The following is a 14,477-nucleotide window of genomic DNA, read 5'->3' on the forward strand; positions in this document are numbered from 1 at the left end:
CTGCCCGGCCCTTCGGGTTTCCGTCCGGCGAGCGCCCGCTTTATCGGCGCGCTTGCCCGTAGCCCCGCTACGCGCCGCGCGCGCCTTCGCGCGGATCGCCGCACCGGACGAGAAACAGAATGTTTCTATCTGTCCCTGAAAGGCTCTATGTTTTGGAACTTACATATTGATGGGGTTTAATGCATCGGAGAAACAACACGGGCGCCGGAGGAAGCAATGACACTGCATGGCATGATCCACTGGACCGAACTCAACACCCATGACGCCGACAAGGCGATGGCGTTCTACGGCCAGTCGCTCGGCTGGACATTCGATTCCATGCCGATGGCCGGCGACGTTCCCTATTACATCTGCATGTCGGACGGCGAGACGGTCGGCGGCATCTTCACGCTGACCGACCCGGCCTATGCGATGGTCCCCGAACACTGGTTTACCTATTTCGCGGTCGACGATGTCGACGCCCGCATAGAGAAGGCGAAGGCCGCCGGCGGCACGGTCATGCGCGAGGCGATGGATATTCCGGGGATTGGCCGCGTCGCCGTCGTGCAGTCGGCCTCGGGCTCCGTCTCCGGCTGGATCACGCCCGTTTGACCGCGTTCCGCCGGACCGCTTCAAACGGTTGCAGAGTTGGGCTAACCTCCGCGCAAAGCGAATCCGGAGAGCCCGCATGAGCAGCAGCCTGATCCTACTCCTACTCGTCATCGTCGTCGCCGTAGCGGGCTACGCCATGGTCACTTACAACGCCTTGGTGCGCGTGCGCCAGATGGTTCAGGAGGCGTGGAGCGGCATCGACGTGCAATTAAAGCGGCGCGCCGACCTGATCCCGAACCTCGTCGAAACGGTGAAGGGCTATGCCAAGCACGAATCCGAGACGCTTGAAAAGGTTACGGAAATGCGCACCCGCGCCCAGAGCGTGCCGGCCGGAGACATCGCCGGGCGCGCTGCCGCCGAGGGCATGCTGAGCCAGGCGCTTGGACGGTTGTTCGCCGTCGCCGAGGCCTATCCGGACCTGAAAGCCAACGAGAATTTCCGCGACCTCCAGCAATCGCTCGACAAGCTGGAAGCGGAAATCCAGATGGCGCGGCGCTATTACAACGGGTCGGCGCGCGAACTGAACGTCAAGGTGGAGAGCTTCCCCTCCAACCTGATCGCCAATACGTTCAATTTCACCAAGGCCGACTATTTCGAACTGGAAAACGCCGCCGACCGCGAGTTGCCCGACGTGAAATTCACCTGACCGCCAGGGGCATCCCGATGTTTCGAAGCGTCCTCGCGCTCCTGATCCTGCTCGCCTCGGCCACGGTTTCGCTGGCGGCCGAGGAAATCCTGCTGTTCAGGAGCGATGTCGCAGTGCAGCAGAACGGCGACTTCGTGGTCACAGAGACGATCCGCGTCAACGCGGAAGCCCAAAATATCAGGCGCGGCATCTACCGGGACTTTCCGGTCACCTTCGAGGACGCCGACGGCCATATCGGCCGCAATGGCTTCGACCTGATTTCGGCCAGGCGCGACGGCCAACCCGAGACCAGCCGCGTCGTTGAAGGCGGGCGCTTCGTGCGGGTCTATCTCGGCAAGGAGGACGTCTTCCTGCAGCCCGGCGTCTATACCTACGAACTGACCTACCGCACCGACCGGCAGATCCGCTTCTTCGACGACCACGACGAGGTCTACTGGAACGCCACGGGGACGGAATGGGCGTTTCCGATCCGCAAGGCCGTTGCCGTCATCCATCTGCCCGACGGCGCGGCGGCGCAAAAGACCGCCGCCTATACCGGCGCCTACGGCTCGACGGCGCAGAATGCCGAGGCGGTGCTGTCCGATGGCGGCAAAGTCGTCACCTTCGAGACAACGCGGGCGCTCAGGCCGCGCGAGGGCCTGACGGTCGTCGTCGCCTTCGCCAAGGGTATCATCGCCGCGCCCGACGACAGCCAGCGTCTCGCCTGGTATCTGCGCGACAATATCGCCACGGTAATCTCGGTCGGCGGGCTGATCCTCGTCGCACTCTATTATCTTTGGGCCTGGCTCAGGGTCGGGCGCGATCCGGCCGGCGGTATCGTCGTGCCGCGCTGGGATCTGCCCGAGGGCATATCGCCGGCGCTGACCCATTACATCTGGAACAGGGGGCTGACGAAGGGCGGTTTTCCCGCGATCTCGGCCGCCGCCATCAACCTCGCCGTCAAGGGCTATCTCGTGCTGGACGATATCGGCGACACGATCACGCTCGAACGCACCAGCAAATCCACGGCCGGGGTGAAATTCCCCGTCGGCGAGGCAGCGCTTCTGGCGAAACTGGACGGCTACGGCGGCAGCCTGACGGTCTCAAAGGCGAACGGCACCAAGGTGCAGTCGCTGGCGACGAAATTCCGGTCCGCCATGACGCGCGAGCACGGCGCGTCGTTCTACAAGCACAATGTCGGCTGGGTCGTGCTCGGCGTCCTTCTGTCGGTCGCGACGATCGTCGCCACCCTGGCTTTCGGCCGTCTCAGCGACAACACCATCGGCATCGTCGTCATGACCGGCTTTCTCGGTGTCTTCGTGACCGCCTTCCTGGTCGTCATCGCGCGGAGCGCGGCGCGCAGCATGGCGGGCAAGATACAGCTTGCGGTGTTCCTGCTGGGTGGAGCCGTGTTCCTCCTGAATTCCGGCCTTTTGACCGCATCCAACGTCTTCGACCTCCTCGACCAGCCGCTGGTCATCGGCGCGCTGGCGGCGATCGCGATGATCAACGTGCTCTCGTTCTTCCTGATGGGCGCGCCGACGCCCTTGGGACGCAAGCGCACCGACGAGATCGAGGGGCTGAAGCGCTACCTCACCGTCGCCGAGGAAGACCGCATGAACATGGCCGGCGCGCCGGAGATGTCGCCGCAGCACTACGAGACGCTGTTGCCCTATGCGGTGGCGCTCGGCGTCGAGAAACCCTGGTCGAAATCGTTCCAGGCCTGGCTCGCTACGGCAGTGGCGGCGGGCGTCGCGGCGGCGACCGCCTATCACGGCCCCGGCTGGTACCGCGGCGGCTCGTCGTTCGACACCGGCCGCATCGGCGACACGATGGGCAATCTCGCGGGTTCCATGGCGAACAGCTTCACCGCCTCGCTGCCGACGCCGAAATCCTCCTCGTCCGGCTTTTCCGGCGGCGGCTCGTCCGGCGGTGGCGGTGGCGGCGGTGGCGGCGGCGGCTGGTAGGCCGCTTTCCCACCTGATCGCGTGACATCGCCGCGCGGGCTTGCTATTCGCCCCGCGACACAAACATTCCCTCCGCACCCCACCGGACCCATCCATGCCAGACCTGTTGCTCGAACTCTTTTGCGAAGAAATCCCCGCCCGCATGCAGCGCAAGGCGGCCGGCGACCTGAAAAAGGCCGTCACGGACGCGCTGGTCGACAACGGGCTGACCTATGAGGGCGCGCGCGAATACTGGACGCCGCGCCGGCTGACGCTGGATGTGCGCGGCGTGACCGCGCGCTCGGCCGACACGTCGGAAGAACGCAAGGGCCCGCGCACCGACGCGCCGGAAAAGGCGGTTCAAGGCTTCCTGCGCGGCACCGGGCTTGCCTCCGTCGACGAGGCGGAGGTGCGCAGCGATCCGAAGAAGGGCGATTTCTACGTCGCCGTCATCAAGCGCGAAGGCCGCGCGGCCGAAGAGATCATCGCCGACGCCCTGCCCGGCATCATCCGCTCCTTCCCGTGGCCGAAATCGATGCGCTGGGGCAAGGCGTCCAGAGAGCCCGGCTCGCTGCGCTGGGTGCGCCCTCTGCAATCCATCTTGTGCACCTTCGGCCCGGAGACCGAGGAGCCGACGGTGATCGGCTTCGAGGTCGACGGGATCACGGCCGGCAACGTCACGCGCGGCCACCGCTTCCATGCGCCGGAGCCGATCACGGTGCGCCGTTTCGAGGATTATGCCGCGAAGCTGGAAAAGGCCTTCGTCGTGCTCGACGCGGAACGCCGCAAGGACATCATCGCCCATGACGCGCGCAACCTCGCCTTCGCGCACGGGATCGAACTGGTCGAGGACGAAGGGCTTCTGGAAGAGGTCTCGGGCCTCGTCGAATGGCCGGTCGTGCTGATGGGCGAATTCGAGGAGGCCTATCTGGAAATCCCGGACGAGGTCGTCCGCCTGACGATCAAGACCAACCAGAAATGCTTCGTTACCCGCGACCCGAACACTCACCAGCTGACCAACCGCTTCATCCTGATCGCCAACATCGCCGCCAGCGACGGCGGCAAGGAAATCGTACACGGCAACGGCAAGGTGGTGCGCGCGCGGCTGTCCGACGCGCTGCATTTCTGGAAGACCGACCAGGCCGACCTGCCCGACCTCGACGACCTGAAGGCATCCGCCGAAAAATTCGGCCTCGACCTGACAAAGCCGCTCGACCAGCGCATGGCCAAGCTCGACCGGCTCGGCGTCACCTTCCACGCCAAGCTCGGTACGCAGGGCGAGCGCGTCGCGCGGATCGCCAGGTTGGCCGAGGAACTGGCGCCCAAGGTCGGCGCGGAAGCGCATGACGCGAAACGCGCAGCCATGCTCGCCAAGGCGGACCTGACGACCGAGGTGGTCGGCGAGTTCCCCGAGGTACAGGGCGCGATGGGCCGCATCTATGCGGAACTGCAGGGCGAGGACGTCGCCGTCGCCAAGGCGATCGAGGACCACTACAAGCCGCTCGGCCCGACCGACGCCGTGCCGAGCGACCCGGTGGCGATCGCCGTCGCGCTGGCCGACAAGCTCGACACGCTGACCGGTTTCTGGGCGATCGAGGAGAAGCCGACCGGCTCGAAGGACCCCTACGCGCTGCGGCGCGCGGCGCTGGGCGTGATCCGGATTTTGCTGGAGAATGGGATCAGGCTAAAGATAAGATGGTCGACAGCCTTGTCGGCGGCTTCGCTATTTGCCCATTTTCAGGTCGAGGGTGCAACTCCGCTAGTTGAAGCAACACGTCTCCTCGCTTCGAAAAACCTTATACCCCCCGATGACACCCGCGAGGTCTTGGAGCGCTTGCTCGGGGAAAGCGCCACAGAAGCCTTGGTACAAACTGGAGGAGAGATGGGTTGGGCGATTGCAAACGACCTCCTCTCCTTCTTCCACGACCGTCTCAAGGTCTATCTGCGCGATTCCGGCGCGCGGCACGATCTGATCGATGCCGTTCTGGCGCCCGACGACGACGACCTGCTGGTCGTGGTCCAGCGCGTCGAGGCGCTTGGCGCGATGCTCGACACGGATGCCGGCGCGAACCTGTTTGCCGGCACGAAACGCGCGCTCAACATTCTCGCGGCGGAAGAGAAGAAAGACGGCGAAGGCGCCTTTGACGGCGCGCCGGACCGTTCGCTGATGTCGGACCTCGCCGAACGCGAACTCGCCAATGTGCTCGAAGCGGTCACCGGCCATGTCGACGCGCATATCGCGAAGGAAGAATACCAGGCGGCGTTTGCGGCATTGGCCGAATTGCGGCCGGCGGTCGACGCGTTCTTCGACGGCGTGATGGTCAATGCCGACGACGCGGCGGTGCGGACCAACCGCCTCCGCCTGCTGTCGTCGCTGCGCGCCACCACACGCAAGCTGGCGGATTTCTCGAAGATCGCGGGGTGACGAACACCCGAAGCGACAGCGAAGGGCCGGTCGAACCGTAAAAGCGACTGCGCAGATGGAAACATCGCGTACCCCCACCCTTCATCCCTCCCCACAAGGGGGAGGGAGGGCACCGGCATAACGCCTGTGCTTTCTTCGATGGTGAAGGTGGAAGCGCGATGCTGACGTCTTCCCTTCCCCTTGCCGGGAGGGATAAAGGGTGGGGGTCGTCGCGAAGCGACAACCAAACAACCCTTTGAAAAGCCGCATCTCTCGCTGGCTCCAGTGAAAATCCCGACCTCCGGTTTATCCACCCACCCCAGGTCTCCCCTATCCTGACTCTGCCCTCTCATCGGAAGCCGGGTCTAGAACCGACAGCCTGGGAGAGGGACGGTGCTCAGCGGGGTGAGGAGTGCTCGACCGCAGGTCGACCGATCGACACCGATGTGTCGATTGGAACGACGAACGCCCGGAGCGAAAGCGAAGGGCGGGTGGTCGGGTCAGGTGACTCACCTGGGTGGTGAACCCCCACGTTGAGGCGGCATGATGATTGGCGGCGTGCGGTTGAACCGCGCAACCGTCCTCTCTTCGGTCCGTGCCAACGGAGCCGAAGACGGCGGGGAATGAACGAACCCCGGGCGGGGGGACGCCGACAAGCCTGAAGCCGCAAGAACGCCGGCGGGCGGTCGAAGGACCGCAACTACAAAATAAGACAGAGCGATCCTGCGACCGCCCGTCTTCCTGTTCCTTGACAAAGCCAGACCGGAAACGGGGCGTGGCAACGCTGTTGTGCGCCCACAGCGGCCCGCCAGCGAAAAACCGGAGGCGATGAGCATAAGGGCGGGACAAACAAAAACGCCCGCGGCTGGCGCGGGCGTTTCGATGGTCTGCGAAAGGCGGCTGTTAGCCGTTGATGTCCACGTCCTTGAGGACCTGGTCCTCGATCTGGCGGTCGATGATCATGTTCTCGATCTTGCCCGGGCCGGAATTCATCAGATCCTCGACCTTTTTCTGGGCGCGCTCGTCGAGCGACATCGGCGCGGCCTGCTGCTTGTTGCCGGTGCTGCTGGTCTGGCCGGAGGTCTGCGTGGCGGGAGCGCCGGACACGCCGTCGGCCTGGCCGCCGCGGATGACCCCGAGGCCGGCGCCAGCGCCACCCGGCGCGGTGTAGACCTGCGGCAGGGTCGACGGATCGTATTCGATATAGACGACCGACGGAAACGCCCTGTCCGTGACAATCGAGTAGTCGGCAGCAGCCGGCGCGGCGCCAAGGATGCCAAAGGCAAGCGCGGCCAGCGTTGTTTTTGCGAATTTGTTCATGGGTCATTCCCCGTATCTTCATCACCCGAAGCAGACACTAGCAAAAGCGTCTTGAAGCCACGTTCTGGATTTCGTTCAAATTTTACCGGTTTTGCGAGGCCGTTGCGCGGGCGTTTTTCCCCGTGTAGCAGTCACGGCATGGAAGCCGTCTCACCCGCACGAAAATGCCGGATCCTGCCCGCCGGGCCGGACGCGCTTGCGGCCGCGCGTTCGGCGCTACTCGCCGGCGAAGCGGTCGCGATCCCGACCGAGACGGTCTACGGGCTTGCCGCCGACGCCACCAATGGCGAGGCGGTCGCGCGGATTTTCGAGTCGAAACAACGCCCTTCCTTCAATCCGTTGATCTGTCACGTTACCGGCATCGACATGGCGGAGCGCTTCGCGCGGTTCGACCCGCTGTCGCGCAAGCTGGCCGAGCATTTCTGGCCGGGGGCGCTGACGCTGGTGCTGCCGCTTCGCGAAGGCCACGCCATCCATCCGCTGGTGACGGCGGGGCTCGACACCGTCGCGGTGCGCGCGCCGCAGGGCTTCGGCGCGGAGCTGATCGCCGCCATCGGCCGGCCGCTCGCCGCGCCGAGCGCCAACCGGTCCGGCAGGATCAGCCCGACGACAGCGCAGGCTGTCGCCGACAGCCTCGGCGATGCGATTTCGCTGGTGATCGACGGCGGACCGACCACGGTCGGCGTGGAATCGACCATCGTGAAAGTCGAGGACGGCGTTATTCATCTGCTGCGGCCGGGCGGCGTCGCCGCCGAGGACATCGAGGCCGTCGCGGGAAAGACGCTGCAGCGCGCGCAGGCCGGTTCCGCGATCCAGGCGCCCGGCATGCTCGCCTCGCATTACGCGCCGAACGCGCGCATGCGGCTGAACGCGAAAGATATCGAACCGGGCGAGGCGCTGCTCGGCTTCGGGCCGCAGCGCATCGCGGGCGCGGAGAAAGCCAGGGCCGTGCTCGTGCTTTCCGCGACGGGCGACCTCGTCGAGGCGGCGGCCAACCTGTTCGATTACATGGGCCGGCTCGACGCATCGGGCGCGGCCTGCATCGCCGTCGAGCCGATCCCGGAGCACGGGCTCGGCGAGGCGATCAACGACCGGCTGCGCCGCGCGGCGGCACCACGGGGGCAAGAATGAAGAAGGCCGATCTTCTCGCGCAATTCTCGTCGATTGTCGGCGAGGCGAATGTCGTCACCGGGGAAATCGACACAGCGCCCTATCTAAAGGAGTGGCGCGGACGCTGGACCGGACGGACCGCCGCGGTACTGAAGCCGGGATCGACGGCGGAGGTCGCGGCGATCCTGAAACTCGCCAGCGAAACGAAGACACCGATCGTGCCGCAAGGCGGCAATACCGGGCTCGTCGGCGGGCAGATCCCGGACATGAGCGGAAGAGAGTTCATTCTGTCGACGTCGCGGCTGAACCGCATCCGCGAAATCGATCCGCACGGCAACACGATCACGGCGGAAGCCGGCGTCGTGCTGCAGGCGGTGCAGGAAGCCGCCGACACGCATGACCGGCTGTTCCCGCTGTCGCTCGGTTCGCAAGGCTCCTGCCAGATCGGCGGCAATCTTTCGACCAATGCCGGCGGCACCGGCGCGCTCGCCCATGGCGTCGCGCGCGATCTCTGCCTCGGGCTGGAGGTCGTGCTGCCGACGGGCGAAGTGCTCGACGATCTCAACAAGCTGAAGAAGGACAATACCGGCTACAATCTGCGCAACCTGTTCATCGGCGCGGAAGGCACGCTCGGCGTCATCACGGCAGCGGTGCTGAAACTGTTGCCGAAACCGGCGGGACGGGCCACCGCCTTCGTCGCCCTGCCCTCGCCCGCAGAAGCGCTGGCGCTGTTCTCGCAAGCGCGGTCCGCCGCCGGCAACGGGCTGACGGCGTTCGAACTGATGGCGCGCATCGGCATCGAGTTCACGACCCGCCACGTGCCCGGCGTGCGCGACCCGCTGGCGCATCATCATCCCTGGTACGTGCTGATGGAAATATCGTCGGGCCGATCCGACGAGGACGCCCGCGCGACGCTGGAGGCCGTACTCGCGCACGGGCTGGAGCACGGGCTCGTTCTCGACGCGGCGCTGGCGGAAAGCTTTCAGCAGCGCGCCGATTTCTGGCGGCTGCGCGAAGGCATGTCGGAAAGTCAGATCCCGGAGGGCGGCTCGCTCAAGCACGACATCTCGGTTCCCGTCGACGCGGTGCCGGCCTTCCTCGCCGAGGCCGACCGGGCCGTTCTGGCGATAGAGCCCGGCTCGCGCATCTGCGCCTTCGGCCATCTCGGCGACGGCAATATCCATTACAACATCTCCCAGCCCGTCGGAGCGGACAAGAAAGTCTTCCTCGCGCTGACCGAGGTGATTACACCGGCGGTGCACGCGATCGTGCGTAGTCATGGCGGCTCGATCTCGGCCGAACACGGCATCGGACAGATGAAACGCGACGAGCTGGCGGAGGTGAAATCGCCCGTCGCGCTCGATCTCATGCATCGCGTCAAGCACGCCTTCGATCCCGCCGGAATCATGAATCCGGGAAAGGTTCTGCGGCTTCGCTGACCCGTATCGGGACTTTGAAACGCATTTGAAATTGCTTGATTGCAATTTGCTAACCATCGAAAAGATCAGCCTTTTTTAACGCTGTTTCTTAGGCCGAAGTCAGTGCACACCGTCTATGGTGACATCCATGCCGGCACCAAAACACACAAACAGCCGGCATACAGGGACGAGAGGCATAGAGGCGATAACGCCCGGCTCTCAGGGATGAACAGACGAGGCGTCAAACATGGCATCTGGTGCACAACCAGTTTGGGCAGGGCATGAATTCCGGCTCGATCCGACACGGCTTCCGCAAAAACTGATCTACGCGACCCGCAACGAAGCGGGCGACGTGCAGATCACCGTCGACCAGAACGGATGCGTCCTGAAGCGGCATCTGGAAGTTTCCGGCCTGCCGCTCAACATCGCGCTGCCGGTCAACGTGTTCGACGGCGTCGCCGCGCGGGCGCTCTATACCGGGCCGGACAGCGTACTGGTCACGCTCGAGCTGATGCATCACGACCCGGAACTCTCCGTTCCGCTGTTCGTCGGCCACGATCTCGAAGGCATCGCCAGCGACTGGCAGAAATGGTCGGACCTTCTCGGCCTGCCGATGCTGATCGTCGACGAGGACGGGGTGACCCGCACGCTCGATGAGAGCGCGCGCAACGTCATCAAGGACAAGAGCCATCCGCGCCGCCACCACGCGATGTTCGCCGAACGGCGTCCGCGCTTCCTGGCGCGCCGGCGCATGGGGACGCTGGGCTGCCGCATGGTGCTCGACGGCGTCGAGATCATCGCAAGAGACTGACGGGCCGGATCAGGCGACCAATCCGCCCGCCAGAAGGCCGGCGAAGATGAGCCAACCGACCACCGTATTCGCCTTGAACAGCTTCAGGCACTGGTCCGCATCGTCGATGTCGAGGATGCGGATCTGCCACGCCATGTGCGCGGCGGCCGCGGCCAGTCCGGCATAGGCGAGAGGCGGCACGCCGGCAACCGCGAAGGCGGCGACAAACAGCAAAAGACAAACCGAATAGAGCCCGGAGAGCCACGGTTTGGTGCGCTCGCCGAACAGGCGCGCGGTGGAGCGTACGCCGACCAGCGCGTCGTCCTCCTTGTCCTGATGGGCGTAGATCGTGTCATATCCGATCGTCCACAGGATCGAGCCGGCATAGAGCAGCGCCGGCGCGAGGCTGACCTCGCCATAGACCGCCGCCCAGCCCATCCATGCACCCCAGGAAAAGGCAAGACCGAGAGTCAGTTGCGGCCAGTCGGTGATCCGCTTCATGAAGGGATAGACCGCGACGACAGCGAGCGACGCGATGCCCAGACCGACGGCAAACAGGTTGAACTGGATCAGCACGAGGAAGCCGACCAGCGCCTGGAGGGCGAGAAACAACTTCGCCTGTCCGCGCGTCACCTGGCCCGACGGCAGCGGCCGCGAACGGGTGCGCGCGACCTGGTCGTCGATGTCCTGGTCGACGAGGTCGTTATAGGTACAACCGGCGCCGCGCATCGCCATGGCGCCGATCAGGAACAGGACCAGATGCCACGGGTTCGGAAACGGTGCGAAAACAACGAGTGGGTCATGCGCCCCGGCAAGACCGGCCAGCGCCGCCGACCACCAGCACGGCCACATCAGCAATTGCCATCCGATCGGGCGGTCCCAGCGCGCCAACTGCGCATAGGGCCATTGCCGGGGCGGCAGGGCGCGGTAGACCCAATGGCCGGAGGGTGCGTCGGCGACGCGGCCCTGGCTGTCGCGTGACTGGATATCGTTGGACATGGCGGAAACTGGTGACAAGGACGCGGCAAAAGGTCAAGGGCTTGACCCCCGGCGGCCGAGTTCGTACCGCAGCCGCACAATCTTTCGGAGCGCGACAATGAATCTATTGCTGATCGGATCGGGCGGACGCGAACACGCGCTGGCGGTCAAGCTCGCCGATTCCCCAGTGCTCAAGACGCTCTTCTGCGCGCCCGGCAATCCCGGGATCGCCGAGGTCGCGCAATGCGTCACGATCGACGTCGCCGACCACAAGGCGGTGATCGATTTCTGCCGCGTCAACGGCGTCGATCTCGTCGTTGTCGGGCCGGAAGCGCCGCTGGTCGACGGGCTGGCGGATTCGCTGACCGACGCCGGCATTCCCGTCTTCGGGCCGAGCGCAAAGGCGGCGCAACTGGAAGGCTCGAAGGGCTTCACCAAGGCGCTGTGCGACCGCATGGACATACCGACCGCGGGTTACGGGAAATTCAACAACGCGCCGAAGGCGAAGGCCTATATCCGCAGCCAGGGCGCGCCGATCGTCATCAAGGCGGACGGGCTTGCCGCCGGCAAGGGCGTCACGGTGGCGATGACGCTGGAGGAGGCGTTTGCCGCCATCGACGACTGTTTCGAGGGCGCCTTCGGCGAGGCCGGCGCGGAAGTCGTGGTCGAGGAGTTCCTCGAAGGCGAGGAAGCCTCGTTCTTCTGCCTCTGCGACGGGACAACCGCCCTGCCGCTGACGACGGCGCAGGACCACAAGCGCGTCGGCGAAGGCGACAGCGGACCGAACACCGGCGGCATGGGCGCCTATTCACCGGCCTCGATCATGACGGACGCGCTGATCGCCGAGACGATGGAGAGCATCATCGAACCGACGATGCAAGGCATGGCCGACCAGGGCATGCCGTTCACCGGCGTACTCTATGCCGGGCTGATGCTGACCGCCGACGGGCCGAAGCTAATCGAATACAATGTCCGCTTCGGCGATCCGGAATGCCAGGTGATCATGCCGCGGCTGAAGGACGATTTGCTGCTGCTGATGAAGGCGGCGGCCGACGGCATGCTGTCGTCGATGAGCGCGCGCTGGCGCACGCAAGCGGCGGCGACCGTGGTGCTGTGCGCGCCGGGCTACCCGGCCTCGGCACAGAAGGGCTCGGTGATCAGGCTCCCCAAGGCCATCGATCTGCCCGAGGGCGTGACAATCTACCATGCCGGAACGGCGATCAACGGCGGCGACCTCGTCGCCAATGGCGGCCGCGTGCTCAACGTCACCGCAACGGGCAAGACCGTCACCGACGCACTCAAGACCGCCTATCGGGCCGTCGACATGATCGACTGGCCGGAAGGATTTTGCCGGAGGGATATCGGCTGGCGGGAGATCGAGCGGGAGATGGCTGAAGGGTAGCTGCGCGGCGCAGCGTGGAGAGCGCGGCGGCGATCCGGCAGGGTGTATTCCAGGCTCATGTGTCGACATCTCACGAAAATCCGGCTCTGCGAAGGTCGGCTAGCAAAAGGTCGAGTTGCCGTCCGCGGGCCATGGGGTAACTCGCGCTCCAGCTTTCCAGGGTGAACCCGGGTTCGATATTGTTGACTTCCTCGGTTTCCCAAGCTGCGTCATCGGCTTGATCAAGCTTGAGCAATGTCGCCGCCAGATAGAGATGCGCTTCGACATTTTCCGGATTGCGCGAGATCGCTTCGTCCAGATTGATCCGGGCCTGCTCGAAATCGCCGAGGAAATAGTACGCCCGTGCCAGAAGCAGGAAATAGAGATAGCCGGCCTCCGGATTGAGCCGAAGAGCCTCGCGCAGGAGCGGAACGGTTTCCACCGGATTACCGCGATAGGTTTCGATACCGCCCGACAGCGCGTAGGCGTCGGCGAATGCGGGATCCAGGTTTATCGCTGTTTTGAGGGCGGCACGCGCGTCGTCATACTGGCGTTGCTGGGTCTTGACGTAGCCGACGACCCAGTGCTGTTCAGGCAAGTCGGGCGCAATACCGATCGCGGTCCCGGCAAATCTGAGCGCGTTCGCCAATGCACCTTGCGGATCATTGGCCCAGCCATTGCGATATTCCGCGGCATAGGTCAGGGCCAGCCCGCCATAAGCCCTGGCAAAATTCGGATCCGCGGCGATCGCATGGCGGTACAGGGTGCGCGCGGCGAGATTGGTTTGGCGCGTTCTTATGAGCAGCGCGCGCTGGGCCCTCAGGAAGAGGTCATAGGCTGCAACGTTATCGGTATAGCCGCGCGCCTCGCGCGAGTGCTCGGCGGCGTTGATGCCGTGCTTCAGTTTTTCCAGAACATTGTCTCGGATCTCGTCCTCGATGGTCAGCAGATCGTTGAAGGGCCGGTCGAAGCGCAACGAATAGAGCACGCGTCCGCTTTCGATTTCGACCAGGCGCGAATCGACCCGGATGGTGTCGCCACTCCGCAGGACGCTGCCTTCGAGGAGATAGTCGGGAGCCGGCGATGCGCCGCTGGTTCGCTCCGGATCATAGTGACGAACGGCCAGGTCAGTGGCACGGGCGAGATCGGTCAGTATGGAATCCGCAATACCGTGCGCAAGATAGTCGTAATCCGCATCGCGGCTGACATTCACGAACGGCGCCACAGCAATCACGACCCGGTCTTGCGATTGCGCGTGCCTGGCCGCTTCGTTGTTTGAGGGATTTCGGGCAAGCAGGAAAGCGGTGGCGATCACAAAGGCCAACACGACAAGACTTGCAAAACCGGCGCGACGAAAGCTCCGTGGCATGACGCCCGCCGGCGCGGGCCGGCTTTCGTCGGTGACAGACGGGCCGATTTGGCGAACCGGCGCAATGAGCCGATAGCCACGTTTCGGGATCGTCTCGACATAGCCGGGATTGCGCGCATCGTCCGCCAACGACCGCCGGATCTTGATGATCGCCCCGGTCAGCGAATCGTCGCCAACATACACATCGGGCCAAACCCGTCCGTGCAACTCCTCACGGCTGACCACCTCGCCGGCATGAGCGACCAAATAAGCCAGAACCTCCATCGACTTCGGTTCGAGGTGCAGCGCCTCGCCGTCGCGCACGATCTCGTTGGTCGCCGGACGCACCACGCAATCGCCGACTGCGAAATCCGCCATGCCGGTATCTTCGTCTCGACTGCCCACAGTGTTGTCCAGCCCTAGCCGACCTCCACGCAACCGCGCCATTTTCCCTATTTTCTAACATCATAGCAAAAATACCGGAAAACCGTCGGGAAACCTTCGGGACCGCCGTTCGCCATTCCCGCCAAGGTGCGGGCATCCCGCCTCCGGGATCGAACATCGAA

At 64.7% G+C, this 14,477-nt stretch carries 12 protein-coding genes; 9 read left to right on the forward strand and 3 right to left on the reverse strand.

Annotated features, from left to right (window positions below; genetic code table 11):
• The 5 genes from IG169_RS23860 to glyS form a co-directional block, all read left to right on the forward strand.
• A partial coding sequence (locus tag IG169_RS23860; RefSeq protein ID WP_210325963.1) for a hypothetical protein occupies window positions 1-180 on the forward strand: 180 nt, incomplete at its 5' end.
• A gap of 36 nt (window positions 181-216) precedes the next feature.
• Entirely contained in the window at window positions 217-591 is a 375-nt protein-coding gene (locus IG169_RS10820) for a VOC family protein (protein WP_193176229.1), read from the forward strand.
• 76 nt (window positions 592-667) lie between these two features.
• A complete protein-coding gene (locus tag IG169_RS10825; RefSeq protein WP_210325964.1) occupies window positions 668-1,237 on the forward strand; it encodes a LemA family protein in 570 nt (189 codons plus the stop codon).
• A gap of 17 nt (window positions 1,238-1,254) precedes the next feature.
• Window positions 1,255-3,183: a DUF2207 domain-containing protein gene (locus tag IG169_RS10830; RefSeq protein WP_193176230.1), complete on the forward strand. Its 1,929-nt coding sequence runs from the start codon at window positions 1,255-1,257 to the stop codon at window positions 3,181-3,183.
• 94 nt (window positions 3,184-3,277) lie between these two features.
• Complete coding sequence (gene glyS / locus IG169_RS10835; protein WP_193176231.1) at window positions 3,278-5,587, forward strand: glycine--tRNA ligase subunit beta; 2,310 nt, start codon at window positions 3,278-3,280, stop codon at window positions 5,585-5,587.
• 882 nt (window positions 5,588-6,469) lie between these two features.
• Here glyS and IG169_RS10840 read toward each other — a convergent pair.
• The gene (locus tag IG169_RS10840) at window positions 6,470-6,886 is read right to left on the reverse strand and encodes a hypothetical protein (RefSeq protein WP_193176232.1); all 417 of its coding nucleotides are present in this window, start codon (window positions 6,884-6,886) and stop codon (window positions 6,470-6,472) included.
• A 138-nt stretch (window positions 6,887-7,024) separates the two neighbouring features.
• On the opposite strand from IG169_RS10840, the gene IG169_RS10845 reads away from it, so the two are divergent.
• The 3 genes from IG169_RS10845 to IG169_RS10855 all read left to right on the forward strand — a co-directional run bounded on the left by IG169_RS10845 (window position 7,025) and on the right by IG169_RS10855 (window position 10,225).
• A complete protein-coding gene (locus tag IG169_RS10845) occupies window positions 7,025-8,017 on the forward strand; it encodes an L-threonylcarbamoyladenylate synthase (protein ID WP_193176233.1) in 993 nt (330 codons plus the stop codon).
• Window positions 8,014-9,435 carry an FAD-binding oxidoreductase gene (locus IG169_RS10850; RefSeq protein WP_193176234.1) on the forward strand — a complete coding sequence of 474 codons (1,422 nt, stop codon included), beginning with the start codon at window positions 8,014-8,016 and terminating at the stop codon, window positions 9,433-9,435. Before IG169_RS10845 ends, IG169_RS10850 begins: the two co-directional genes overlap by 4 nt.
• A 226-nt stretch (window positions 9,436-9,661) precedes the next feature.
• Window positions 9,662-10,225 carry a DUF6101 family protein gene (locus IG169_RS10855; RefSeq protein ID WP_193176235.1) on the forward strand — a complete coding sequence of 188 codons (564 nt, stop codon included), beginning with the start codon at window positions 9,662-9,664 and terminating at the stop codon, window positions 10,223-10,225.
• A 9-nt stretch (window positions 10,226-10,234) separates the two neighbouring features.
• Here the strand turns inward: IG169_RS10855 and ubiA are convergent, their stop codons facing one another.
• Window positions 10,235-11,203 (reverse strand): 4-hydroxybenzoate octaprenyltransferase, encoded by a 969-nt coding sequence (gene ubiA, locus IG169_RS10860; protein ID WP_193176236.1) that lies wholly within the window; start codon window positions 11,201-11,203, stop codon window positions 10,235-10,237.
• Between the two features lie 97 nt (window positions 11,204-11,300).
• On the opposite strand from ubiA, the gene purD reads away from it, so the two are divergent.
• The gene (gene purD / locus IG169_RS10865; RefSeq protein ID WP_193176237.1) at window positions 11,301-12,584 is read left to right on the forward strand and encodes a phosphoribosylamine--glycine ligase; all 1,284 of its coding nucleotides are present in this window, start codon (window positions 11,301-11,303) and stop codon (window positions 12,582-12,584) included.
• 70 nt (window positions 12,585-12,654) lie between these two features.
• On the opposite strand, the gene IG169_RS10870 is transcribed toward purD, so the two are convergent.
• Window positions 12,655-14,235: a winged helix-turn-helix domain-containing protein gene (locus IG169_RS10870; RefSeq protein ID WP_193176238.1), complete on the reverse strand. Its 1,581-nt coding sequence runs from the start codon at window positions 14,233-14,235 to the stop codon at window positions 12,655-12,657.
• Window positions 14,236-14,477: the final 242 nt, after the last annotated feature.

The organism is Oricola nitratireducens, from assembly GCF_014904745.1.
In the GTDB taxonomy this organism is placed as follows: domain Bacteria; phylum Pseudomonadota; class Alphaproteobacteria; order Rhizobiales; family Rhizobiaceae; genus Oricola; species Oricola nitratireducens.

Excerpts from the sequence above, each read along its gene's own strand:
- IG169_RS10820 (WP_193176229.1), top strand. The coding sequence starts at position 217 with ATGACACTGCATGGCATGATCCACTGGACCGAACTCAACACCCATGAC.
- IG169_RS10825 (WP_210325964.1), top strand. The coding sequence starts at position 668 with ATGAGCAGCAGCCTGATCCTACTCCTACTCGTCATCGTCGTCGCCGTA.
- IG169_RS10830 (WP_193176230.1), top strand. The coding sequence starts at position 1,255 with ATGTTTCGAAGCGTCCTCGCGCTCCTGATCCTGCTCGCCTCGGCCACG.
- glyS (WP_193176231.1), top strand. The coding sequence starts at position 3,278 with ATGCCAGACCTGTTGCTCGAACTCTTTTGCGAAGAAATCCCCGCCCGC.
- IG169_RS10840 (WP_193176232.1), bottom strand. The coding sequence starts at position 6,886 with ATGAACAAATTCGCAAAAACAACGCTGGCCGCGCTTGCCTTTGGCATC.
- IG169_RS10845 (WP_193176233.1), top strand. The coding sequence starts at position 7,025 with ATGGAAGCCGTCTCACCCGCACGAAAATGCCGGATCCTGCCCGCCGGG.
- IG169_RS10850 (WP_193176234.1), top strand. The coding sequence starts at position 8,014 with ATGAAGAAGGCCGATCTTCTCGCGCAATTCTCGTCGATTGTCGGCGAG.
- IG169_RS10855 (WP_193176235.1), top strand. The coding sequence starts at position 9,662 with ATGGCATCTGGTGCACAACCAGTTTGGGCAGGGCATGAATTCCGGCTC.
- ubiA (WP_193176236.1), bottom strand. The coding sequence starts at position 11,203 with ATGTCCAACGATATCCAGTCACGCGACAGCCAGGGCCGCGTCGCCGAC.
- purD (WP_193176237.1), top strand. The coding sequence starts at position 11,301 with ATGAATCTATTGCTGATCGGATCGGGCGGACGCGAACACGCGCTGGCG.